Raw genomic sequence first — 23,769 nt, 5'->3', positions numbered from 1 at the left:
CCGGTCGTTCGCGGCGTCGTCCGACACGGAGTGGGAGGCGTTGCATGGCTCGAGAGTTCGACTGGATCCTGTTCGAGAAGGCGGTAGAGATCACGGCGTCGGCCGTCCGCGGCTCGTTGGGCGGACAGACCAGCCAGCCGGCGTCCTATCCGGGACAGGTGTTCAAGGAGGTCTTCGCCGCACTGAAGGAGGCTGCCGCGGAGCTTCCGGAGCGCGCACGGACCGGCTTCTGAGCCGACGTCGTCGCGGTTACGAGTCCGAGCGCGAGAGATCCCGAAGGGAGACGATCCCTACCACGTCGTCGCCGTCCAGCACCGGGAGATGCCGGAACCCGCGCTCGAGCATCAGGTCGCGGGCCTCGCGGAGACCGGCGTCCGCGACGATGGTCGCGGGATGGGGAGTCATCCACTGCTCGACCGCGTGCCGGGCCGCGTCGAAGTCGCTCGCCAGGGCCCGGAGGATGTCGCGTTCGGTGAAGATGCCGGCCATCCCGCCGTCGCCGAAGACGAGCGCGGAGCCGACGTGATGCGCACCCATGATGGTGGCCGCCTCCGCGACGGTCGTTCCCGGCTCGACCGTCACGAGCTCGCTCGTCATGACGTCCCGGATCGTGGCCATGACCCTCCCGCGAAGCGTAACGGTGCAACGAGCCTCGCGGAACCCCTCATGAAGTGGTTCGAGCCGCGACGCCACGCGTATCCGTGGCGCGGGACGAGCGATCCCTACGCTGTCCTCGTCTCAGAGATCATGCTTCAGCAGACCCAGGCCGCCCGCGTCGTGCCGGCGTTCGAACGGTTCCTCGGCCGGTTCCCAACCGTTGCCGCGCTCGCGGACGCGTCGCGAGCCGACGTGGTGCGCGCTTGGGAGGGGCTCGGGTACAACCGCCGCCCCGTCGCTCTTTCGGGAGCCGCACGTGCGATCGTCCGCGATCACGGTGGACGAGTGCCCGCAGATCCCGACGAGCTGAAGCGGCTTCCCGGGGTCGGTCCGTACACGGCGGCCGCGATTGCGTCGTTTGCCTACGGCGCGACGATCGCGGCGGTCGACACGAACGTGCGACGCGTCGTTGCGCGCGCTCGACTCGGACGGGAGCCGGGAGAAGTGCGGCGGGACACCATCGACGACGAGGCCGTGCGCTGGCTGGACCGCGGTCACCCAGCCGAGTGGAACCAGGCGCTCATGGATCTGGGTCGCGAAGTCTGCCGGCCGGAACCGCGATGCGAGGCGTGTCCGATCGCCGCCGATTGCCGGGCGCGTTCGAGGTCCCGACGCGGGCGGATAGCACAGCGTCGGGCCGCCCCGTTCGAGGGTTCGATGCGACAGGTGCGGGGCGGGATCGTGCGCGTCCTGCGGCGACGAGGAGCAAGCGTCGGCGAGCTCGCGGCACAGTCGGGTTTCCCGATCGAACGGATCGTCGACGCGATCGGTGCTCTCGTTCGCGACGGACTCGTCGTCGCCGACGCTGCGGCGCGAGTCGGACGCCCGACCGGCCGCGTTCGGCTCGCTGACTGATCGTCTCGCCACTCGGCCATCTGAGCGGTCGCTACAACCGTTGACGACCACCACGGGGTAGACGTATGTTCCAACACTGATAGTGGGAATCGTTCTCATTACGCGTGTGACCAAACTCCAGCCATCGAAGTGGCGAAGCGTTCCGGCGCGGTTCATCGCGGTCGGGGTGGCGCTCCTCGTCGCCGTTTCGTTTGCGGCGTGCGGGAGTGGTGCTGCGGAGGACGGGGAAGGAGATGTCGTCGTCGTGGCCAGCTTCTACCCGCTCGCCGAGGCGGCTCGCCGCGTCGGAGGACCCGACGTGACGATCCACAACCTGACGCCACCCGGTGTCGAGCCTCACGACCTCGAGCTCGCCCCCGACGATCTCGAGCTCATTCTCACCGCCGACGTCGTCCTGTACGTCGGGGCCGGGTTCCAGCCCGCGGTCGAGGACGCGATCGCGGACGTGGAGGGGCGCGCCCTCGACGCCCTCGAGGGGATCCAGACGCTCGAACCGCCACCGGAGGACGAGGTGCACCAGGGCGAAGAAGACCACGGTGAGGCGGAGCTCACCGCGGATCCACACGTGTGGCTCGACCCGATCCTGTACGCGCAGATCGTCGATCATGTGGCCGACGTCTTCGCCGCCGTGTCGCCCGAGCGGGCGGACGTGGTCCGCGAGAACGCCGAGACGTTCGTCGCCGAGCTTCGTTCGCTCGACGAGGACTACCGCGCGGGTCTGGAGAGCTGCGCCGGCCGTCCGCTCGTGGTGAACCACGCGGCGTTCGGATATCTGGCCCAAGCGTACGGGCTCGAGCAGCACCCCATCTCCGGGATCTCGCCCGAGGCGGAGATCGATCCAGCGCACCTCGCGGACCTTCGCGACCTCGTCGAGCGCGAAGGCGTCACGACGATCTTCACCGAGGCGCTCGCGTCGCCGGAGGTCGCCGAGACGCTCGCCGCTGAGGCCGGCGTCCGGACCGCGGTGTTGAATCCGCTCGAAGGTCTCACGGAGGAGCAGGTCGACGCCGGCGAGGATTACCTTTCGGTGATGCGGGAAAACCTCGTTGCTCTCGAGGACGGACTTGGCTGCGCCTGACCGACATGTCGCCGTTCGGACCGACCTAGTCGACGACGTCCTCGTTCAGGCCGAAGGCGTCACGTTCGGGTACGGCAGAACTCCCGTCGTGGAGGGCGTCGACCTCGTCGTGCGGCGCGGGGAGTTCGTCGCGCTCGTCGGGCCGAACGGTTCGGGGAAGTCGACACTGCTCAAGGTGCTCCTCGGTTCGATCGCGCCGTGGGAGGGAAGCGTTCGGTTGTTCGGAAAGCCGCCGGCGCGCGTCGGCGAGCGGGCTCGCATCGGATACGTTCCACAGCGCCCCGTGCTCGATTCGGAGGTTCCCGCAACGGTCGACGAGATCGTCGGCGCGGGACGCCTCGCTCGTCGTGGATGGTGGCGCGCGTTCCGTCGAGAGGACCGCGAGGAGATCGACCACGCGCTCGCGTCGGTCGGGCTGAAGGACCTCGCGCGCCGGCCGCTGAACGAGCTGTCGGGAGGTCAGCAGCAACGAGCGTTCATCGCGCGGGCGTTCGCCAGTGAGCCGGAGCTCCTGCTGCTGGACGAACCGATCGCCGGCGTCGACGCCGAATCGCAGCGCCGGTTCAGGGAGTCGCTGACGCACCTGATCGACGAACACGGCGCCGGCGTGTTGCTCGTCTCTCACGAGCTGTCGGCCGTTGCGCGCGAGCTCGACCGCGTCATCGTCTTGAAGCGGCGCGTGCTGTTCGACGGCAAGCCGTCGGACCTCGCCGCCTCCGGTGTGAGCCTGGGGATCCACCACGAGGACCTGCCCCTCTGGCTCGAGGGCCTCCGCTGATCTCTCCTTTCGCTCGAGCGATCGACGTGCTGCCGTATCCGTTCGAGCTGTCGTTCATGCAGCGCGCGCTCGTCGCTGGCGTCGCGGTCGGCGTGTTCGCGCCGATGATCGGAACCTTCGCTGTTCAGCGCAGGATGTCGCTGATCGGTGACGGGATAGGCCATCTCGCGTTCGCCGGCGTCGGCCTGGGACTCGTCGCGGGCATTTGGCCGGTATGGGGCGCGCTCGCCGTCGCGGTCGTGGGATCGCTCGGGCTCGAGTGGCTGCGCGCCCGCGGCTCGGCGTCCGGGGACGTCGCGCTCGCGCTCTTCTTCTTTTCCGGGATCGCCGCCGGAGTCGTTCTCGTTGGTCTGGGAGGCGGACTCGACGCCAACCTGCTCACCTATCTGTTCGGCCAGCCGCTCACGGTCGACGGTTCCGAGATCGCCGTCATCCTCGGGCTCGGTACGGGGATCGTGCTCATCATGCTGTTCCTCAGGCGCGTGCTGTTCGCTGTGGTCACGGACGAGGAGTGGTCGCGCGTCGCAGGTTTGCCGGTCGGTTTCGTGAACGCGCTTCTGGCGGTCCTGATCGCCGTGTCCGTGGTCGCGGCGATGCGGATCGTTGGGATCCTCCTTGTGGCCGCGATGATGGTGCTCCCCGTCGCGAGCGGTCAGCTGCTCGCTCGCTCGTTCCGCGGAACCCTCTGGTCGAGCGTCGTCATCGGCGTGGCGGCGGTCGTGCTCGGCCTCGCCGCGTCGCGCATCTGGGGGCTCGCGCCGAGCGGGACGATCGTCCTGTTGGCATCGGCGTCGTTCGCCGTAATCGCGCTCGTGAAGAGAGGGAGGGTGCCGCGACTTCGCGCGGAGGGGTCAGGTCCATGAGTCGGATCGACGAGGTGGTCGAGGCGCGGCTCCGCGCCGTAGGTCAACGCTACACGCCGAAGCGCCGCGCGCTCGTCGAGGCGCTACGGCAGGCGGGGAACCCGGTCGCGACACCAGATCTCTCGGGTGGGCCGAGTGGGCTGCCCCAGAGCTCCGTGTATCGGAACCTCGTCGTGCTCGAGCATGCTGGCGTCGTGCACCGCGTCGTCACTGGCGAGGAGTTCACGCGATACGAGCTCGCCGAGGACCTGACGGAGCACCATCACCATCTGGTGTGCCGCAGCTGCGGGACGGTCGAGGACGTGACGGTGCCGCCGAGCTTCGAGCGCTTCATGGCGCAGACGGTGTCCGACGTCGCAGGCAGGAGCGGATTCTCCGCCGCAGGACACCGGCTCGACGTGATCGGCACGTGTCGCCGATGCGCGGGGAACAGAAGCCGCGCAACGGCGTCTCGTCAGGCCGAGAGGTAAGGCCGGTCCGGTCGAGGGACGCCGCCCACCGACGTGGCGTCGACGATCACCTCTCGACCGATCGGGTAGATCGTGCCGGTCACCTCGACCCAATCGTTCTCGTCTAACCGTCCCGGCGTGACGTTGACGACGCGAACCGATGCCACGGTGGCATCTGCCACGCAGCACGACACCACGTACCGGGTGAGCATGAACTCGTCGGCCAGGGTGCTGCCGTACCGAGCGACGAAGCCCACGAAGGTCACCGTCTCGCCGGCTCGGCCGGCCAGCGCTCGTTCAGCCTCGGGCGTCGTCTGCGCGGCGGCCACGTCCACGAGCGAGAGCTCGCCGGTGGCGACGTCGCCGGGCGACGCCGAGAACCGCGAACCAGAAACCGGTGAACGGGTACCGGCCGAGTACGAGCCGAGCGTCGTCGCCGGCAGGGCCGTCAGCACGAGGACCGGAACGATCGTGGCGACGACGACGCCGAGCTCTCGACGGCCGAGCGGTTCGGAGTGGCTCGATCGAGCGGACGCGAGACGGCCGAACGTCGCCGCGGAGAGCAGCCCTGCGGCGACGGGCACGACCCACTCCGTCCGCGTCGACAGGTACAGCGCATCGCGTCCCGTGACGAGCAGGAACCAGAACGCCGCCGCCCACGCGCCGAGAGCGACGGCCCCGGCCACGCGAACCGCGCTCCAGCGCTGTCGCGTCGAGTGCGCCGCCCGGACGCCGATGCCGCCGTGTTCGACGACCTCGCTCATCCAGTTATCACTCCGAGCCACAACGTCGAGACCAGCGTCGTCACGAAGACGACGGCGACAACGGCGCGAACGAACCCCCGGCGAAAGGTGCCTGCGTAGAGGGCCAGCAGCTTCGTGTCGACCATCGGTCCGGAGACGAGGAACGCAAGCTGCGCCGCGGGTCCGAACTGCACGAACGAGGCGGCGACGAACGCGTCGGACTCCGAGCACAGCGACAGGGCCGCGGCGAGAACCATCATTACGACGATCGAAACGATCGGAACGCCGGAAACGCTCGTGAGCGCAGATGCGGGCAGGAACGTCTGGATCGCGGCGGCGATCGTCACGCCGAGGATCAGATAGCGGCCCATGAACAGGAAGTCGTTGCCGAGGTGTGAGAAGAACCGCCGCCAGCGTGCCTCGGGCCGTTCGACCCGCAGATGCCGCTCGTGCACGTCCTCGGGATTCGGTTTGAGGAGCTCATCGACAGACCGGTTGCCGATCACCCAGCCGACGGCGATGGCGACGAGCATGCCGAGCGCGAACCGCCCGCCCACCATCGTCCACGTCGACGGCCGCGCCCGATACGCGACGAACGTCGACGCGATGACGACGGGGTTCACGACCGGCGCCGCGAGCATGAACGTGACAGCCGCGGACGGCATGAGCCCTCGTTGTGCGAGCCGTCGCGCGACCGGGACGGAACCGCATTCGCAAATGGGAAACGCGACTCCCGCGAGCGCGGCGGCCGGAAGCTGCAGGGGACGCGGCAGTCGGGCGAGCCGCTCGAGCGTTCCGATCGGCACGAACACCTCGACGAACGCGGCGGCGAGGGAGCCAAGCGTCACGAACGGCAGCGCCTGAACGAGGAGCGATCCGAAGATCACGATGTAGGAACGGATCCACGCCACGCGCTGGGGGTCGAGCGCGCGGAGCGAGAGGGTCCCGAGGACGAGTGCGGTCGCAACGAGCATCACCGTGCGCGCCGTGACCGGACGGGAATGAGGTGCGGCGAGTGCCATCAGCAGTACCTCGAGAACGAGACGGCGAACCCCTGGAAGGCGTCAACCATCATCGTCTCCCCGTTCGAGCTCGTCACGTCCAACATCGCGTCGGCAGCGGCCCGGCCCGTTACGGCCGTTTCGGTGAGCACGGCTTGATCGAGGTAGACCCCGCCGGCGACCGTCGCCTCGACGGCACGGCGGGTGCCGGGAACAGCGTCCTCGACGGCGTGGACGAGCGTCGTGTCGGGCATCGCGAGTCGATGTCTCTCGCTGGTCCCGGTGCCGGCCACGACGACCAGGACGGAACGATTCGTCGCGCGTTCGGCCGAACGGACGATCTCCCGCGTCAACCGATCGAGGCGGTGGATGCCACCGTGAAGCACGACGCCGATGAGGTCGGAGACGGCGTCCGCCCCGTAGCCGGACGCGAGGTCCACGTCGAACGCCAGGGGGGCCGCAGCGGCGTCGCCGTACACCACGTCGACGGGATCCTGGCCCGGATACCACCCGCCGCCGACCAACCCGCGGTCGCGCTCGTCCGCCGCGATCAGACCGACGAGCGTTCGCGGGTCGGAGTGTTCCTCGAGATCATCGGCGAGCGTGGCGATCACGTGGACCGGGGCACCGTCGGAGAACGCTTCATGCACCTCGCCGGCGTGAGAGCCGGACACGTCGTTCCGGACAAACGAGCCGGTGATGCCGTGCTGGGACGGGAGCCCACCCGTCCCGATCGTCGTGAGCGTCGCAGCGGGATCGAGCGGCAAGGACCCCGTTGTCGCGTCGAGGGTTCCGACGCCGTCGTCCATGAGCGATCGGAGGTACGGCCACGCGTTTGGGTTGTCCTCGAGGTCCGCCGCTCCCGTCGACGCCCACGCGATAAGCAAGACCAGGCGCGGTCGCGATCCCTTTCGCGCCGCCACTCGTTGGATTCTCTCTCCGGAACGAACGTCCGGGAACGGCCGGTGGAACGCGAGGATCTCGCTCACTGTCGGCGCGATCCCGTCGAGCCCGACGTTCCGCGGCATGGCCGCGCCCGACGCGACGCCCGAGCCCCAGAACACCATGGGCACACGGGTGTCGGCGGTGGCGCTCGGCCACGCGATCCTCGTGCCGCCGAGCTCGGTGAAGATCGGTACGTCACCCGCTACGCCGAGAACGTCGGCGGAGCGTCCCTCGCGATACCCGTTCGCGATCAGCTGGCGGAGCTTGGCGTCGAGGGGGCAGAACGGCACGCGCGGCGTCTCGTTCGTTCCCGCATCGCAGGATCGGCCGACACAGAGCGCTTGCAGCGCGGCCGCCGGCAGGCCGATCGCCGCGATGACCGCGAGCAGGACGAGCAACCTGCGCGTGTTCACGTTCGTCCACGGTAAACCGGTGGGTGGGTTGTCGTTCCACGCACGGTGGTGTTTCGTATGCCGTCTGTGGCCGCCTCCCCCTGTCTCGCGCTGGCCGCGGCCGCATCGCTCCTCGTCTCGGCGTGCGCGGCACAACCGTTCGACGAGCCAGGAGCCGCTCGCGCTGGAGTGGCTCAAACGGCGACGGGTGAGCTGGCCGAGCTCGCGTGCTCGATCCCGCACGAGTGGTTGCTCGCGACGTGGCGCGGCAACCGGAACGATAGGAGCGCCGAGCTGCAGATCCTCCCGATCGAGCCGAACTTCGTTGGTTCAGGGCTTCCACACGTCGGTCCGTGGCCCTACGCGCAGGATATTCCGATGTTCTGGTACGGCGAAGGGCACATCGCTCCGGCCGGCGTGGTCGAGCGTCCGGTGACGCTCGCCGGAGTTGCGCCGACGCAGGCGGCGCTGCTCGACTTTCCGTTCAGGACTCCGGACGGCTCGCCGATGCACGAGGCGCTCATCAGCTCCGCCGACCCGCCGAGGCTGATCCTCACCATCGTCTGGGACGCGGGCGGACGAAACGTCCTGAAGCGATGGCCGAACGCGTGGCCGTTCCTCGACTCGCTCATCCCGAACGGCACGTGGTACGACAACGCCACGGTTGGATCGTCACCGACGTCCACCGCGCAGACGCACGCCACGATCGGGACCGGCACGTTCCCTGACAACCACGGCATCGTGGCGCACCGGCTGCGCATCGGCGAAGACCTGACCACGCCGTGGGCGCGCGGACCCACCTACCTGATCGACCCGACGCTCGCGGACGTATACGACCTGGCCATGGCCAACGACCCCGTCGTCGGCGAGCTCGGCACGGTGTCGATCCATCTCGGCATGCTCGGTCACGGATCGATGTGGGGCGGAGGCGACCAGGATATCGCCGTGGTCCGGGAGAAGGTCGGCGCCGAAACGCTCGGCGCCGAGGGTTTCGAATGGAACCTCACGCCTGCTCTCCGTTCGTACTACCGGTTCCCCGAGTACCTGAACGAGGTCGGCGGGTTCGAGGCCGACGTGCGGGCCGTCGACGCGGCCGACGGGCGCATCGACGGCCGGTGGCGCAACAACGACATCGAGCCGCTCCTTCGTGGGTTCGACACTCCCGCGCGAATCCCCTACCAGACGCGCGTGTTGATGGAGCTGATCGAACGCGAGGGGTTCGGCGACGACGTCATCCCCGACCTGCTCTACGTGAACTTCAAGATGATCGACTACATCAGCCACGTCTGGACGGTGAACAGTCCGGAGATGCGCGACGCGGTCGAGGCGCAGGACGAACAGCTCCAGGTCCTCGTGGAGTTCCTCGACGAAACCGTGGGCGAGGGTCAATGGGCGTTCGTCCTCACCGCCGATCACGGGTCGCTCCCGGACCCCGACGTCACCGGCGCGTTCCAGATCTCTACGACCTCGATCGTCAACGGGCTCGCGCGTCGCTTCGACGATCAGGACGATGTGCGGCTCATCGAGCTCGTCCAGCCGACACAGATCTTCGTGAACGAGACCGAGCTTCGCCAGAACGGTCACACGCTCGAGGAGATGAGCGAGTGGATCATGGGGCTGACCAAGGCCGACACGAAGCTGCCAGGCGTGGTCGTACCGGCCTCGGAAGCGGATGACCCTGTGTTCCAGGCGGCGTTCCCGTCCGCGATCATGTCGCAGCTCGAGTGTCTTCCCGAAGCGAGAACGTGAGACCGCTCGCGCTCACGGCCTTGGCAGCTGCGGCCTTCGTCACCGCCGCGGCAAGTGTGTTCGTCCCCGCGGCGCCGGTGCGAGCCGTTTCGGACGATATCGAAGGTGCGGCATGCGCGATGCCCCACGAGTACCTAGTCAGAGTTTGGCGCGGCACCGATCCCAGTCGTTCCGGGCAGATCGCGTTCGTGCCGCAGGAGCCGAACTTCGTCGGCTCGAACTTTCCGCATTCCGGTCCGTGGGACTACCTGCAGGACGTTCCGCTGCTCTGGTACGGCCCGGGGATCATCCCCGCGGTTGGCCGCGTCGAGCGCCCGGTGACGATCGCCGACATCGCGCCGACCCAGGCGGGGCTCCTCGACTTCGAGTTCCGCGCCCCGGACGGCGTCGCGCTCGAGGAGATCCCCGCGCCGCGAACGCCTCCGGCGCTCATCGTGACGCTCGTATGGGACGCGGGCGGCATCGGCGTCCTCGACACCTTTCCCAACGACTGGCCCGTTCTTCGGTCTCTCGTCGACGGCGGCGTCTGGTATGAGAACGCGACCGTCGGTTCGAGCCCGTCGATCACGCCGGCCACGCACGCGACGATCGGCACCGGCGCCTTCCCCATGCGAACGGGACAGACGGACGCCGAGTTCCGCATCGGTCCCGACCTCGTCCGGGCCGGAGCGCTCGGCCCGCTGCTGTTGATGCGGCCGACGCTTGCCGACCTCTACGACCGCTCGATGGGCAACGAGCCGCTCGTGGGAGCGCTGGCGTCGGTCACGTGGCACCTCAACATGGCGAGCCACGGCGCCCTGTGGGGTGGCGGCGATCGCGACATCGCCGTGCTCCGGGTCCCCGGACGCTCGATCAACGAGGGCGCCGAGGGGACGGAGTGGAACCTCCAGGGCAAGAACGTCCCGTTCTTCACGTTCCCCGAGTACGTGAACGACCTGCCGCCCTTGTCTTCCTACGTGGACGCGGTGGATCGCGCGGACGGTGCGCTCGACGGCAAGTGGCGCACGAACTCCATCGAGCAATACGAGGAGGGATGGGCGACGCCGGCACGGATCCCCTACCAGGGCGACATGGTGGCCGAGGTGATCGACCGAGAGGGATTCGGCGCGGACGACGTCCCGGACCTGCTGTTCGTGAACTTTAAGGCCATCGATCACGTGAGCCACATCTGGAGCGTGAACAGCCCGGAGATGCGGGACACGCTTCGAGCGCAGGACGAGGACCTCGGACGGTTCATCCGGTTCCTGAACGAGACCGTCGGCCGCGGCCGGTGGGCGCTCGTGCTCACGGCGGATCACGGCGCGCAGTACGACCCGCGCGTCTCCGGCGCATTCCAGGTCACTCCCGGACAGCTCGAGCAAGACCTGGAGGGGGCGTTCCCCTCGTCCACCGAGGGGTCGGTGTTCCAGGCGGTCCGAACCAGCCAGATCTACGTGAACGAACCGGCGATGCGCGCGAGCGGCTACACGTTCGAGGATATCGCCCGGTTCCTCCTGGAGTACACGAAGGCGCAGGGCGCTTCCGATCCGAGCGTCGTTCCCGAATCCGAACGCGACGACCGGGTGTTCGCCGCGGCGTTCCCGATCCAGGACTTGCCGACCCTGGAGTGCCTGCCCGAGGCGCGAGCGTGACGCCGCGCGTTCCTACCGGCGCCGCTCTGGCGCTGGTTCTCGTCCTCGTCGCGTGCACCGGAAACGGTGGATCGCCGTCCCCCTCGCCGCAGCGCCGCGCCACCACGCCACCGACTACGGCTACGTCGCCGGTCGCCCGCGAGAGCTCGTTGGCCGGGGACGCGTGTCGCACGATCGATCGCGACGTGCTGCTTCGGACGTGGCGCGGGGTTCGGCTCGATCGAAGCGGGGACGTTCAGATCATCCCCATCGAGCCGAACTTCGTCTCGGGCGGTCTCACCCACGCCACGCCGTTCGATTACACGCAGGAAGTCCCCGTCTTCCTGTATGGGCCGGGGTTCGTTCGTCCCGGGACCTACGACGCGCCGATCACGCTCGCGGACGTTGCGCCGACCACGGCGGCGCTGCTGAAGTTCCCCTTCGTCGCACCGGACGGGGCCGCACAGACGCAGGCCCTGCTTCCCGACGACGAGCGTGACCTCCCGCGCCTGGTGGTCACGTTGATCTGGGACTCGGGCGGGACGAACGTGCTCGAGCGGTGGCCGGACAGCTGGCCGTACCTCGCGTCGCTCGTGCCCCACGGTGCGTGGTTCACGAACGCGACCGTCGGCGCGTCGCCGTCGAACACGCCGATCGGCCACGCGACGATCGGTACGGGCGCCTTTCCCGTTCACAACGGTTTCGTCGACGAATACATGCGCGTGAATGGGTTCCTCCAGAAGCCGAACGCGAACGGGCCGGCCTTTCTGCTGGAGCCGACGTTGGCCGATCTCTACGACCGGGCGATGGGCAACCGCCCGAAAGTCGGAGCGATCGCGACGCTCGCGGCGCACGTGATGATGATGAGCCACGGCTCACAGTGGGGCGGGGCCGACCGCGATCTCGCGGTGACCCGCGAGAAGGAGTTCGGCGAGACCGCGGGAGCCGAGAGCGTCCAGTGGAACCTCACCAGCGGGATGGCGCCGTTCTACGAGCTGCCGTCGTACGTGAACGACCTTCCCCCGTTGTCGCGCTACGTCGAAGAGGTCGATCGGGCCGATGGCGCCCGCGACGGCATGTGGCGGGGGAACTCCATCGAGCAGCTCTCCAACGGCTTCGACACGCCGGCGCGAACGCCGTTCCAGCAAGCTCTGGTCGAGCGGCTGGTCGAGCGCGAGCGCTTCGGCGTGGACGACGTCCCCGACCTCCTGTACGTGAACTACAAGGCGATCGACACGATCGGGCACTTGTTCAGCGCTGACGGAATCGAGATGTCCGATGCCGTCGCCACGCAGGACGCTGCGCTCGAACGATTCGTCGAGTTCCTCGATCGAACCGTGGGTCGTGGCGAGTGGGTCATGGTGCTTGCCGCGGACCACGGCACGCAGCCGGACCCAGAGGTGTCCGGCGCGTTCCAGATCGACGTGGCCAAGCTGGAGACCGGCCTCAGCGACGCGTTCGACGACGGCGACGACGTCGCCGTCGTCGAACGCGTCCGCCCGTCGGAGATCTGGCTCGACCGAGACGAGCTGCGCGACAACGGGCACACACTCGCCGACGTGTCGCAGTGGCTGCTCGAGCTGACGCAGGCGGACACGTTCAAGAACCAGAACGTCCCGGACCCGGGGCACGAGAACGAGCGCGTGTTCGCCGCGGCCCTTCCGTCGTCTATCCTTGCGGCGCTCCCGTGTGTCAGCGGGAGTTCTTCGTAGGGGCGAGGGAGACCGCACGCGTTGGCGCTGACGAAGGACCGTCCGGGGCAGGTCGTTCGGACGACCGAGACCGATCGCACGAGCGTCTTCGCCTCACCGGCGGTTCCGCTTCTGGCGACGCTGATCGTCCTGGTGGCGTTTGGCTGGACGTTCCTCCAGGACCCTTCGATCAGCGCTCCGACGCGCGACCCCGCCTGGTACACGTGGCGTTCGAACCTGATCATGAACGACGATCCCGGTCTCGTCGCCGGCGACTGGGGTCCGCTTCACATGTTCGGCGGCGGGTACCGCGTCTCGGTCCCGCTGTACGGCTCGATCCTCCAACGCGTGGCCGGGATCGACCTGTACACGTTCAGCACGTTCATGATGGTCGGCGTCCCCGCGCTCACGGGGCTCGCGCTCGGCGCGTTCAGCTGGCGGCGACATCGCGACCCGCTGTTGTTCCTTCTGGTGATGCTGGCCACGGCGGCGTTGTTCATGACGACGCCGTACGTCGGCTACCTGGACAACCTCGTCGTCCTGTACTTCCTCTCGTTGATACTCGCCTTCTTTGAACCGGCTCGAACCTCGTGGGGCGCACGGGTCGCGCTGTTCGTGCTGGGGATCGCCGCCGCGTACACGCACCCGACGACGTGCGTCGTGTTCGGGGCATCGTTGACTGCGCTGTTCGGCCTGCGCGTCTTGACGAGCCGATTCCACCTGGGACCCGCCTTGAAAGAGCTCGGGCCCTCGCTCATGGCGACCGGCTTCGGGATGATCTTCGGCCTCGCGACGTGGCTGACGGCGCCGTGGGGCGTGGCCGGCTCCCTCGCCGACGCTGCGCTTCCGCCGCCGTACACGCGCGAGGTCTTCATGAAGCGGCTGGACAGCTGGATCGACTCGCTCCAGCCGGCGATCGTCGTTCCGCTCATCCTGCTCGCGATCGGCTGGACGATCTGGCGCGCGAGGAGGGACCGGCAGCCGTCGGATGGCTTCGGCACGATCTCGACCGTCCTTCTTCTGCCGTTGATCGGGTGCCTCGGTTGGGTCACGGGCGCCGCGTATCCGTACTACCGGTTCATGAACGCGACGGTCGCGCTGTTCGCACTGACCGGCCTCGGCGCGTACGTCGCGATCAGGTGGCTGCTCGGGCGCGTGGGCGCCGCCCGGATCGCTGGCGTCGTCGCATCGGTGCTGATCGTCGCTTCGATCGGCTACATCTGGGTGAACGGGCGCCAGGCGTCGAACTGGGCGGACCCCAACAGCCAGTGGATCGACCAGCCCACGCGAACGGCGCTCGCGGCGACCACGGCGATCGCCGAATCACGCCCGGACGATTCGCCGCTCGTGTTCATCGTCGACTTCGGCGACACGTATCAGGCGTACGGATGGTCGAAGACGTTCACGAACGTCTCGAAGACCGGAGTGCCCGGCGATGCCGTCAAGCGGTCCATGACGTACTTCGGCGCGCTGAACTCGTTCCTTGCCGACGAGCCGACGGTCCTCACCGACCCGACCTACAACCGGATGTCCCGCGCGTTCCACGACGAGCTCACGCGTGTGCGCGAGGAGTATCCCGGCGAGCCCGTCGTGTTCCTCGTCCGGCAGTTCAACGAGGGTACGGCCAACGAGGAGCTGCTCGACTCGGGCGACGAGTCGCTTCTGCCGCTGGGCGCCGACGTCGCGGTCGTGACGGGTGAGGGCCTAGCGACCCCATCCGCAGACTCGGTGGACGCGGCGCGCGCGGCCGAGGCGGAGGTCGCCGAGTTCTACGCTGAGCACCCGAACGCGTTCGGGAACGTCGGCCACAACCTGTGGGTGATCGTCGCGCTTGGGCTGTTGCTCGTCGTCCCCGGTGCGCTCGCCGCGCGGTTCGTCGGACTGGACGACTGGTGGCTGAGGGTCGCGCTGATCCCGGGCATCTCGATCGCGCTCACGGTTATCGCCGGCGTGATCGTCGTGGCGGTGCACCGCGTGCCGTTCGGAACGGCCGACGGGTGGGTGTCGCTTGCGCTCGCGACGGCGTTCGGCGGCGCCCTTCGCGTCGGCGAGCGCCCGATCCTCCGAGTGCTGAACGCATTCGGTGAGTTCTTCAACCGGATGTTCTCGACGTTCTCGAACGCGGACTTCGCCGCGCTGATGGGCGTGCAGTTCCTCGTCCTCGCCGCCGACGGTCTGGTCCGGGGGGCGATCGCCAAGTCCATCGCGTTCGGCGGTCAGGAGGGGTTCGACATCACGACGGTCCCGTCGGCCGACTACCTGTTGAAGGTCGTGCTGGCGCTCTACGTGCCGTACACATTCCTGTCCCCGTTCATCGGCGTGCTCATCGACCGGTTCGAGCGTCGGCGAGTGCTGGCCGTGTCGAGCGTCGCGACCGCCGTCGTGACGACGCTGCTCGCGATCGCCATCCTCGTCCCGCTCGGCGACGACACCTCCGAGGGCAACGTCGCCGCGACCGCCGGCCTCGTCGTCGCGATGCTCGTGATGCAGGCCTGCGTGAGGGTCATGCTCGCCGCGAAGTCCGCCGCGCTCCCCGGTGTCCTGCGCGGGCGCGACCTGCTGAACGGCAACGGCCTGTCGCAGGCGGGCGGCGCCCTGTTCCAGGTGCTCGGCGCGGGCGTCGCATTCGGCGCCGGCGGCGCTGTGCCGGCGTGGATCGTCGTGGTCCTCGGCGGGGCGGCGCTCGTCGTCGCGGCCGTCGTTGCAGGACGGATCCGGCGGATGGAGGCGTCGCCCCACGAGACGTCGTTCGCCCAAGAGGCCAAGCGAGTGATCGGCGACATCGTGAACGGCATCCGCGAGGTCGCGCGCCGTCCGGCCGCGGCGCTCGGTCTGTCGTCCTTCCAGATGCTGCGCTACCAGTTCTGGGGATTCACCCTCGGTGTGTTCGCGTTGTACGCGCGCTCGTTGATCGCCGGCGGCGACGTCGACACGGTGGCGCTGGGGCTCGTCGGCGGGGGCGGTCTCGTCGGCGGAGGTCTCGGCCTGGTCCTCGCGCAGCGGTGGAAGGACCGCATTCCGCCGATACGGCTCCTCCTCGGCTCGATGCTCCTACTCGGCGCGAGCTCGTTCGTGTTCGGGTTCTGGGTGAGCGTCGCGGGGTTCGCGGCCCTCCTGTTCTGTGGGTTCTTCGCATTCTTCCTGGGGAAGATCTCGGCGGACACGATCGTTCAGCAGGCCATGCCGGACGACTTCCGCGGACGTGCGTTCGCGCTGTTCGACATCGCGTACAACCTCGGCTTCATCGTCCCTGCCTTCATCTTGGTTCTCGTGTGGGACGAAGGACGGGCCGGCGCCCTGCTCGTTGCATCGGGCGCGGTCTTCCTCCTGCTCACGGCATTGATCGCTCGGTGGGCACGCGCGATCCGAGACGAGCTTGCGCCACAGGACGATCTGGTGGAGGCGCGCTGATGCCGGGTCCTCCGTCACCGGATCCCGTCAGCCAGGCCGCGGAGTACGTTCAACACCTGCTCGGGCTCCTCTGTGACGACGACCCGGCGGATGCCCAGGCGACCGCGCCGGCGGCATGGCGCTCGCTTGTCGATGAGGCCGGAGACCGACTTCGTGAGAGGCCCGAGCCGAAGGAATGGTCCGTGCTCGAATGTGTCGGTCACGCCGTGGACGCCGAGATCGTGACGTCCGCGAGGTACCGATGGATCGTGGCGCACGACCGGCCGGCGCTCATCGGTTACGACCAAGATCTCTGGGTCGATCGTCTCCGGCACCGCGACGACGACCCTCAAAGGCTGCTCGAGGTTCTGGTCGCGCTTCGCGCCTCGAACATCGAGCTGTGGCGACGATCGTCCCAGGCCGAGCGCCAACGGTTCGGGGTCCATGCCGAACGCGGGAACGAGAGCTTCGACCTCCTGTTCCGCATGATCGCGGGGCACGACCGGTTCCATCTGGCGCAGGGCCGCCGCGCCCTGGAAGCCGCTCGCGTCTAGGCAACCGCCCGCGAGGCGGCTACGACGTCGGATCGAACCCCTGGATCGTCGACTCGAACTCCGGGAAGTACCTCGAGATCATCGAGACGTCGAAGCCGGGAAGGATCGACTCTTTCGGTTCCCGGTCCAGCAGGAACTCGAAGCACGCGCGGACGAATTCCTCGGGCGTTCCGTACTCCGTGCCGAGCCTGTCGTAGTCGCGCGCGGAGAGCGTGACCTCGTGTTCCGTGCTCGACTCCTCGTCGCGGATGTCGACGTGAAACGTGGACATGTCTGACTGGCGGTCGATTGGTCGGACGGTGATCTCGGGCACGGACCGAGGATCCTACGAGCCCGCCCGTACCCTTATGCCGTGCCGGAGATCCGGACCGACGACGCCACCCTGTTCTGCGAGGTCGAGGGCGAGGGGGAGCCCGTCACCGTGCTAGCGCACGGACTGACGAACAACCGCAACGAGCTCGCGGCGTTCACACCGCTCGTGCCTGGGACGAAGGTTCGCTTCGACTTCCGGGGACACGGTCGCTCGAGCAGCCCCCCCGACGGGTACCGGTTCGCCGACCTCGCTCGCGACGTGGACGCCGTGGCGAATGTGTTCGGCGCGACCGTCGCCGTCGGAACGTCGCTCGGTGCGGGTGCGCTGGGGAACCTGGTCTGTCGCGTTCCGGACCGGTTCGAGCGGATGGTGTGGCTGCTACCCGCGGGGCTCGACCGCCCGTTCACGCTCGCCGATCGGTACCAGCGGTTGGCCGGCGATCTCGAGGGCAAGACCCCGCAGGAAACGCTCGACGCGGTGCTGAACGACCCGCAGCGAGTCGCTCGGTATCTGGAGACGCCGTGGCGCCTGGAGTTCGACCGCGTCCTGTGGGAGCACGGCGACCCGGACGGACTCGCTCGCGCGATCCGTGGAGCCGTCACCGATTTCCCGATCCCGGATCGAGAGCTCCTCCGAGAGGTTCGTATCCCCACGTTGATCGTGTCGATCGAGGGCGACGAGGTTCACCTGGCCGAGGTGGCGCGCATCCTGTCCGACCTCATGCCAAACGCGGAGTTGATCGCGTTCGACGACCAAGAGGACCTGTTTCGGCAGATCCCCGCGCTCGTGCAGCGCGTCTCCGCGTTCATCGGCGAAGCCGCGTAGTGTGGAATGGGCGCGCGCGCCGACGCGTTGAGGATGGAGCGATGAGCGAGCTCGATGAGTTCCGCGCAGAGAAGGACGAGTTCTTCCGTGAGCATCCGCAGTCGCCGCTCACGCCCGAACAGCGCTCGTCCTTCGGAGGGCTGAATTACTTCCCCGAGAACCCGGATCTCGCCGTGCGGGCCGAGCTCATCACCGAGGGCGTCGATCGCCAGGAGCGCATCGTCATGCAGACGACGACTGGCGACCAGCAGGACTACCACCGTGCGGGCGCGATCGAGTTCGATATCGAAGGCGAGCGCGCCCGCTTGACGCTGTATGCGTCCCCAGACATGCACGATCTGTTTCTGCCGTTCCGCGACACGACGAGCGGCAAGGAGACCTACGGCGCCGGCCGGTACCTCGAAGTGGATCCGCCCGACGCGGACGGACGCGTCGTCGTGGATTTCAACTACGCCTACAGCCCATCCTGCGCGTACAACCCGAATTGGTCCTGTCCGATCCCCCCGGGCGAGAACTGGATGACGGTTCCGATTCGCGCGGGCGAGAAGACCTTCCCCGGCGCGCACGAGGTTCCGGTCCACTCGTAGCCAGTGTCGTTCGAGTCGTTCGATACTCTCTTGAGCGTGACCGAGGAGCTGTTCTCCGTCGAGGCGTACGCGCGAACGTGCGAGGCGACGGTCACCAACGTCACCGACGACGGCGTCGTTCTGGACCGGACGGTGTTCTACGCCCGGAGCGGTGGGCAGCCCGGCGACACCGGGACGTTGCGGTGGGAGGGCGGCGAGGCTCGAGTCACCGACACCTTGAAGAACGGCGGCATGCTCCTGCACGTGGTGGACGACAAGGCCCCAGCAGCCGGAACGCCGGTCGTTGCCGATATCGACTGGGATCGTCGGCACACGCTCATGCGAACGCATACGGCTCTCCATGCGCTCTCGGCGATCGTGTTTCGCGACTACGGTGCGAAGGTCACCGGCGGAAACATGGAGCCGGGAGCAGCGCGGATGGACTTCGAGCTCGAATCGATCACGTCGGAGTTCGGACGTGAGGTCGAAGAGAAGCTGAACGCTGAACTCTCCGCGGACCGGCCCGTAAAGGTGACCTTCCTCGCTCGCGAGGTCGCGCTCGCCGATCCCGATCTGATCAGGACGAAGGTGAATCTGATCCCCGAGGCGGTCGACCCGATCCGCGTGATCGAGATCGAAGGGCTCGACAAGCAGGCCGACGGCGGAACGCACGTGCGCTCGACCGGCGAGGTCGGTGCGGTCCGAGTCGCGAAGACGGAGAACAAGGGCAAGGCCTTCAAGCGGATGCGCATCGAGCTCGTCGACGCCTGAGGCGTGACGACCTCAACCGACGCCGCGACGCGGCGCGATCTCTTCGGCGGAGTGCTCGCCGCGGCGGCATCGCTCCAGTTCGGCGTCATCGTCGTGGTCGGGAAGCGCGTGTTGGAGCGCGGCATGGCTGTGGAGTCGATGCTCGCGTTCCGGTTCGCGATCGCCGCATCGCTGTTGGTGCTCGTGCTGGTCGCGCTGCGCAAACCGGTCCTGGCGGCGCCCGGCGAGCGCGTCGGAACCGCCGCGCTCGCCGTCTTGGGCTACGGCGTCGAGGCGACCTTCTTTTTCACCGCCGCGCGTCACGGGACCGCGGCCGCCGTCACGCTCCTGTTCTTCACGTATCCGGTCTTCGTGACGATCGGCGCATGGTTCGTCGGACGCGGAGCGCCGGCTCGTCTCACCGTCGCCGCGTTGGTGCTTGCCGTGGTCGGAGCGGGGATCGTCGCGGGGACCGGCGCGGGCTTGTCGGTCGAGACGACCGGCGTCATGTTCGCCCTCGCCGCGGCACTGACGTACAGCGCCTACCTCCTCGGCGCCGACGCTGTGCTTCGCCGAACGCATCCGCTCACGAGCGCGATGTGGATCAGCGCCGGCGCCTCGATCGGATTGTTCGTGTTCTCGACGGTGTCCGGCCGGTACACCTCGCCGACGTCGGCCGCCGACTGGTGGTCACTGCTGGCCATGGGCGCCGCGTCGGCAGGTGCGTTCGTGTGCCTCATGGGCGCCCTGCAACGGATCGGCGCGGTTCGAACGGCGATCGTCTCGGCCACCGAGCCGCTGTCGGCCGCGCTCCTCGGGTACCTGTTCCTGGACGAGGCAGTCGACGCCGGCACGGCGATCGGAGGAGGGCTCATCCTCGTGGCGGCCGTGATGGCCAGTCTGGCGCGTGCCGCGATGCCGCGCGAGCAACAGATCCCTTGACCAAAGGAACGCCGATCGACGACGTCAGGCGGACGCTGCGACCGGGAGGCGGGCGAGCCACGACTCGACCGTGCCGAGCCAACGATCGCCCGCCTCCATCTGCGGGATGTGCCCCACCTTGGGGAGAACCCGCATCTCCCACGTGGGATGTCCTTCGATCGCGCGCTCGGCGTAGTGGAGCGGAACGAGTCGATCGCGCCGTCCGTGGATGACGAGCACGGGACAGCGGACCGCGTCGACGATCCACCGCGCAGTCTCCGCACGCCGTCCGAGCGCCATCAACGAGCGCGCCGCCTCGAGGAACGCGGGCGCGGCATCCGGATCCTCGCGGTGCCGCTGGAACGTCTCGACGTGGAGCCGGACGAGCTCGGGATCGATCGTGGACGGGTCCGCGGCGATCACCCGCAGCCCCAATCGAACCGCGCGTTCGGCCTCGAGGCGCGTCATTCGTTGACGAGACGCCCACTCGCCGACGCGCGGCAGCTGGTACATGCCGAAGCCGAACATCACGATCGGCGCCGGGTAGGCGCCGCGCACCCACGGGAAGACGGAGTTCGAGAGCACAAGCCCCTCGACGGAGGATGGCTCGAGTGCGGCTTGGAGCATCGCGATCGCGCCGCCCATGGAGTTCCCGCACAGGACGACCGGCGAACCGTCGGAGATCCTGGAGATGAATCGCGACAGCAGCGCGCGGTTATCCGTTACTCGGCTGCGGCGCCCCGCGCGGGGCGTGTCGCCGAAGCCGGCGAGATCGAGCGCGAACACCCGACCGTTTCGTGCGAGTCCCTCTGCGACAGGAAGCCACGACAGGAGCGAACCGCCCAGACCGTGAACGAGGACGAACGTTCGCTCGTCCGGTCCATCCCAACGGGCGTAGTGGACCGAACCGTCGATATCCGTCCAGCGGCTCTGCGGAACCTCGATCGTCACGCCTCAACTGTATTCGCGGCCGAGCGACGGGTCGGCCGTCGTCGCTACACTCCCGACCAGTGGCAGTCGTCAGGCTTCGCCCGCCGCTTCGAGAGCGCGCCGATGGACGGCGTGAGATCTCCGTCGAGGGCGCGACCGTCGAGGAGGCGCTCCGTGGTCTCGAGCGCGCTCACCCAAAGCTCGCCGGCTGGGTGCTCGACGATCAGGGGCGGGTTCGCGAGCACGTCGCCGTGTTCGTCGGCGGCGAACGCGTCGACGGTGAAGCCAAGATCACCGATGCGGACCGCCTGGAGATCATCGGCGCGGTCTCCGGTGGCGCGGGGGGTACGGGGGTCCCAAGAAGCGAGCGCGAAGGCGTGAGCGTTGGCCCCCCGAGGGACGAGAACTCGGAGCTGCTCGTGGGGACGAGAAAGGGCCTGTTCGTTCTGCGCGGTTCCCGCGGCGGACCCATGGAAGTGGCCGCACGCGCGTTTCCCGGCGAGGCGGTCGAGTACGCAATGCGCGATCCCCGGACCCGCCGTTACTACGCGAGCGTTACCCACGGTCAGTTCGGCCCGCGCGTGTTCGTGTCCGACGATCCGACGGGCGACTGGGAGCAAACCGACGGCCCTCGATTTCCCGAGGGTGATGACGCGAGCGTCGTTCGGATCTGGATCGTCACGCCGGGCGAGGAGGATGGTCTGCTCTACGCCGGCGTCGATCCGGCGGCGCTGTTCGAGAGCCGCGACGGCGGCATGACGTGGGAGCTGAACCGAGGGTTGTGGGAGCAGCCCAGTCGCTCCGAATGGGGACCGGGTGCCGGCGGTCTCATGGTCCACTCGATATGCCCGTGGCCCGGCGACGCCAACCGCCTTGCGGTCGGCATCTCGGCCGTCGGCGTGTGGGTCACCGAGGATGCCGGCAAGACGTGGGAGGTCGGGAACTCCGGAATCGTGCCCCGGTACCTACCCGAGGAGGCGAGAGCGAAGCCGCTCGGCAGGTGTGTGCACAACATGCATCGCGCTTCCGGCCGTCCGGAACGCCTGATGATGCAGTTCCATGGGGGGGTCTACCGGTCCGATGACGCAGGGATGTCGTGGACCAGCATCGCGGAGGGGCTCCCGTCCGATTTCGGCTTTCCCATAGTGATCGACCCGGACGATCCCGACTCGGCCTACGTCATCCCGCTCAATTCCGACGGGGATCGCGTGACGGCCGAGGGTCGGGTCCGTGTCTTCGAGACACGCGACGCGGGCGGTTCATGGACAGCTCACGCTGAGGGTTTGCCTCAGAGCGGATACCTCACGGTGCTCCGGCAGGCGTTCGCGCAGGACGGTGGGACTCCCCTGGGCCTGTATTTCGGGGCCACGTCCGGCGAGGTGTTCGGTTCCGCGGACGGCGGCGCGACGTGGTCGCTCACGGCCGGGGACATCGCGCCGGTCCTGTCCGTTCGGGTCGCGTGACGTCTGACGTAGGCCCAATAGGGGGCCCCCCGGGTGTGTTCAACCTGCGTCGAGTGGCCCGAAGACGGGAATAGATCGCATCGCAACGATGTCTCCATAGGCAGGGCCTTTACAGGAACATCGCCCCATCGATAGCATGCGGTCGATGGCCCGGGGAGGCCGATTTTTTCGCGTCCCCGACACGAACGCGCGAGAGAAGGTCCCGGTCCCCTTTCCGAGGGCGAAGCGCGCCCCCGATGGGAGCCGGGAGGGAGCGAGAGGAACAGATGCCGGAGCCCGCACGACCGCTCGGAACGGATGACGCCGACGACCTGAGGCTGTACCTCGAGGCCGCGGCGCGCGAGCCACTCCTCACCAAGGAGGAGGAGGTCGAGCTCGCCATCCTCATCGAGCACGGTAAGGAGGCCGAGGAGCGCCTGCGCGCCGGGCGTCTTCGCTCGGAGAAGTCGATCATGAAGGCGCGCCAGGAAGTCCGGAAGGCCGAGGCCGCGCGTCAGCGGTTCATCATGGCCAACCTCCGGCTGGTCGTTTCGGTGGCGCGCAAGTACCAGGGCCAGGGGCTGCCGCTGCTCGACCTGATCCAGGAGGGCAACATCGGTCTGATGCGCGCGGTCGAGCTGTTCGACTGGCGCCGGGGATTCAAGTTCTCCACGTACGCCACGTGGTGGATCCGCCAGGGCATCACGCGCGCCATCGCCGACCGGTCGCGTTCGATCCGGCTGCCCGTGCACATCCACGACCGGCTGCGCAAGCTGAACCGCACGCGGTTCCAGTTCGCGCAGTCGATGGGGCGCGAGCCATCGCGAGACGAGCTCGCCAAGGCGCTCGACACGACGGTCGACGAGATCGACGACCTGACGGAGATGGGCCGCCGCGAGCCGCTGTCGCTGCAGTCGCCCGTGGGTGAGGACACCGAGCTCGGTGACCTCATCGAGGAGGTCGACTCGGACGCGCCGTTCAACGAGGTCGAGGACGCGCTGCTCCGCGACGAGATCGGTACCGCCGTCGAGCACGTCCTCGACGAGCGGGAGCGCCACGTCGTCGCGCTGCGGTACGGGCTCGAGAACGGTCAGCCGCTATCGCTCCGAGAGACCGGCAAGGTGCTCGGCCTCTCCGGCGAGAGGGTGCGGCTCATCGAGCGAGAGGCGCTTCGCAAGCTGCGCGACTCGAACCTGATCTCCGCCGTCGCGGCGATGTGACGGTTCGTCGTTCGATCCAGATCCACACCGACGTCGCTCAGCTCCCC

At 68.3% G+C, this 23,769-nt stretch carries 23 protein-coding genes; 17 read left to right on the top strand and 6 right to left on the bottom strand.

Annotated elements, in window-relative coordinates; all coding sequences use genetic code 11:
- Window positions 1-44: 44 nt before the first annotated feature.
- On the top strand, window positions 45-233 hold the full coding sequence (locus VFA08_04865) for a hypothetical protein (protein ID HYZ12921.1): 189 nt from the start codon (window positions 45-47) through the stop codon (window positions 231-233).
- A gap of 16 nt (window positions 234-249) precedes the next feature.
- Here VFA08_04865 and VFA08_04860 read toward each other — a convergent pair whose 3' ends face one another.
- Window positions 250-618, bottom strand: a complete 369-nt coding sequence (locus tag VFA08_04860; protein ID HYZ12920.1) for a CBS domain-containing protein — start codon at window positions 616-618, stop codon at window positions 250-252.
- 48 nt (window positions 619-666) lie between these two features.
- Here VFA08_04860 and VFA08_04855 point away from each other — a divergent pair, with 48 nt between their 5' ends.
- From VFA08_04855 to VFA08_04835, 5 genes are all read left to right on the top strand, one after another.
- Window positions 667-1,512 (top strand): A/G-specific adenine glycosylase, encoded by an 846-nt coding sequence (locus VFA08_04855; protein ID HYZ12919.1) that lies wholly within the window; start codon window positions 667-669, stop codon window positions 1,510-1,512.
- A 106-nt stretch (window positions 1,513-1,618) separates the two neighbouring features.
- Window positions 1,619-2,590: a zinc ABC transporter substrate-binding protein gene (locus tag VFA08_04850; GenBank protein ID HYZ12918.1), complete on the top strand. Its 972-nt coding sequence runs from the start codon at window positions 1,619-1,621 to the stop codon at window positions 2,588-2,590.
- Window positions 2,577-3,368 (top strand): metal ABC transporter ATP-binding protein, encoded by a 792-nt coding sequence (locus VFA08_04845; protein HYZ12917.1) that lies wholly within the window; start codon window positions 2,577-2,579, stop codon window positions 3,366-3,368. Before VFA08_04850 ends, VFA08_04845 begins: the two co-directional genes overlap by 14 nt.
- Window positions 3,369-3,394: 26 nt before the next feature.
- Complete coding sequence (locus tag VFA08_04840; GenBank protein HYZ12916.1) at window positions 3,395-4,231, top strand: metal ABC transporter permease; 837 nt, start codon at window positions 3,395-3,397, stop codon at window positions 4,229-4,231.
- Window positions 4,228-4,701 carry a Fur family transcriptional regulator gene (locus VFA08_04835; protein HYZ12915.1) on the top strand — a complete coding sequence of 158 codons (474 nt, stop codon included), beginning with the start codon at window positions 4,228-4,230 and terminating at the stop codon, window positions 4,699-4,701. Before VFA08_04840 ends, VFA08_04835 begins: the two co-directional genes overlap by 4 nt.
- Here VFA08_04835 and VFA08_04830 read toward each other — a convergent pair.
- The 3 genes from VFA08_04830 to VFA08_04820 are packed head-to-tail and all read right to left on the bottom strand — an operon-like array spanning window position 4,686 to window position 7,782.
- The gene (locus VFA08_04830) at window positions 4,686-5,444 is read right to left on the bottom strand and encodes a TIGR03943 family protein (protein ID HYZ12914.1); all 759 of its coding nucleotides are present in this window, start codon (window positions 5,442-5,444) and stop codon (window positions 4,686-4,688) included. The genes VFA08_04835 and VFA08_04830 overlap by 16 nt on opposite strands.
- Window positions 5,441-6,445, bottom strand: coding sequence for a permease (locus tag VFA08_04825; GenBank protein ID HYZ12913.1), 1,005 nt, complete (start codon window positions 6,443-6,445; stop codon window positions 5,441-5,443). Before VFA08_04825 ends, VFA08_04830 begins: the two co-directional genes overlap by 4 nt.
- Window positions 6,445-7,782 (bottom strand): hypothetical protein, encoded by a 1,338-nt coding sequence (locus VFA08_04820; GenBank protein ID HYZ12912.1) that lies wholly within the window; start codon window positions 7,780-7,782, stop codon window positions 6,445-6,447. The genes VFA08_04825 and VFA08_04820 overlap by 1 nt, the downstream gene beginning before the upstream one ends.
- Before the next feature lie 66 nt (window positions 7,783-7,848).
- On the opposite strand from VFA08_04820, the gene VFA08_04815 reads away from it, so the two are divergent.
- The 5 genes from VFA08_04815 to VFA08_04795 are packed head-to-tail and all read left to right on the top strand — an operon-like array spanning window position 7,849 to window position 16,755.
- Window positions 7,849-9,510: an alkaline phosphatase family protein gene (locus VFA08_04815; protein HYZ12911.1), complete on the top strand. Its 1,662-nt coding sequence runs from the start codon at window positions 7,849-7,851 to the stop codon at window positions 9,508-9,510.
- Complete coding sequence (locus tag VFA08_04810) at window positions 9,507-11,141, top strand: alkaline phosphatase family protein (protein ID HYZ12910.1); 1,635 nt, start codon at window positions 9,507-9,509, stop codon at window positions 11,139-11,141. Before VFA08_04815 ends, VFA08_04810 begins: the two co-directional genes overlap by 4 nt.
- Window positions 11,138-12,832 (top strand): alkaline phosphatase family protein, encoded by a 1,695-nt coding sequence (locus tag VFA08_04805; GenBank protein HYZ12909.1) that lies wholly within the window; start codon window positions 11,138-11,140, stop codon window positions 12,830-12,832. Before VFA08_04810 ends, VFA08_04805 begins: the two co-directional genes overlap by 4 nt.
- 21 nt (window positions 12,833-12,853) lie before the next feature.
- Entirely contained in the window at window positions 12,854-16,222 is a 3,369-nt protein-coding gene (locus VFA08_04800) for an MFS transporter (GenBank protein ID HYZ12908.1), read from the top strand.
- On the top strand, window positions 16,222-16,755 hold the full coding sequence (locus tag VFA08_04795; GenBank protein HYZ12907.1) for a DinB family protein: 534 nt from the start codon (window positions 16,222-16,224) through the stop codon (window positions 16,753-16,755). Before VFA08_04800 ends, VFA08_04795 begins: the two co-directional genes overlap by 1 nt.
- A gap of 19 nt (window positions 16,756-16,774) precedes the next feature.
- Here VFA08_04795 and VFA08_04790 read toward each other — a convergent pair whose 3' ends face one another.
- The gene (locus VFA08_04790) at window positions 16,775-17,068 is read right to left on the bottom strand and encodes a hypothetical protein (GenBank protein HYZ12906.1); all 294 of its coding nucleotides are present in this window, start codon (window positions 17,066-17,068) and stop codon (window positions 16,775-16,777) included.
- Window positions 17,069-17,107: 39 nt separating this feature from the next.
- Between VFA08_04790 and VFA08_04785 the strand changes: the two genes are divergently transcribed.
- The 4 genes from VFA08_04785 to VFA08_04770 are packed head-to-tail and all read left to right on the top strand — an operon-like array spanning window position 17,108 to window position 20,151.
- Entirely contained in the window at window positions 17,108-17,893 is a 786-nt protein-coding gene (locus tag VFA08_04785; GenBank protein ID HYZ12905.1) for an alpha/beta fold hydrolase, read from the top strand.
- Window positions 17,894-17,934: 41 nt separating this feature from the next.
- Window positions 17,935-18,480 (top strand): DUF1684 domain-containing protein, encoded by a 546-nt coding sequence (locus VFA08_04780; GenBank protein HYZ12904.1) that lies wholly within the window; start codon window positions 17,935-17,937, stop codon window positions 18,478-18,480.
- Window positions 18,481-18,516: 36 nt separating this feature from the next.
- Window positions 18,517-19,230 (top strand): alanyl-tRNA editing protein, encoded by a 714-nt coding sequence (locus tag VFA08_04775; protein ID HYZ12903.1) that lies wholly within the window; start codon window positions 18,517-18,519, stop codon window positions 19,228-19,230.
- Between the two features lie 3 nt (window positions 19,231-19,233).
- Window positions 19,234-20,151 carry a DMT family transporter gene (locus VFA08_04770; protein ID HYZ12902.1) on the top strand — a complete coding sequence of 306 codons (918 nt, stop codon included), beginning with the start codon at window positions 19,234-19,236 and terminating at the stop codon, window positions 20,149-20,151.
- A gap of 24 nt (window positions 20,152-20,175) precedes the next feature.
- On the opposite strand, the gene VFA08_04765 is transcribed toward VFA08_04770, so the two are convergent.
- Entirely contained in the window at window positions 20,176-21,081 is a 906-nt protein-coding gene (locus tag VFA08_04765) for an alpha/beta fold hydrolase (protein HYZ12901.1), read from the bottom strand.
- Window positions 21,082-21,140: 59 nt separating this feature from the next.
- Here VFA08_04765 and VFA08_04760 point away from each other — a divergent pair, with 59 nt between their 5' ends.
- On the top strand, window positions 21,141-22,523 hold the full coding sequence (locus tag VFA08_04760) for a MoaD/ThiS family protein (GenBank protein HYZ12900.1): 1,383 nt from the start codon (window positions 21,141-21,143) through the stop codon (window positions 22,521-22,523).
- 266 nt (window positions 22,524-22,789) lie between these two features.
- Entirely contained in the window at window positions 22,790-23,722 is a 933-nt protein-coding gene (locus tag VFA08_04755; protein ID HYZ12899.1) for a sigma-70 family RNA polymerase sigma factor, read from the top strand.
- The last annotated feature ends 47 nt before the right edge of the window (window positions 23,723-23,769 follow it).

This window comes from Actinomycetota bacterium (assembly GCA_035640355.1).
GTDB lineage: Bacteria > Actinomycetota > UBA4738 > UBA4738 > HRBIN12 > CALGFI01.
This window is presented reverse-complemented; position numbering and strand designations above follow the sequence as displayed.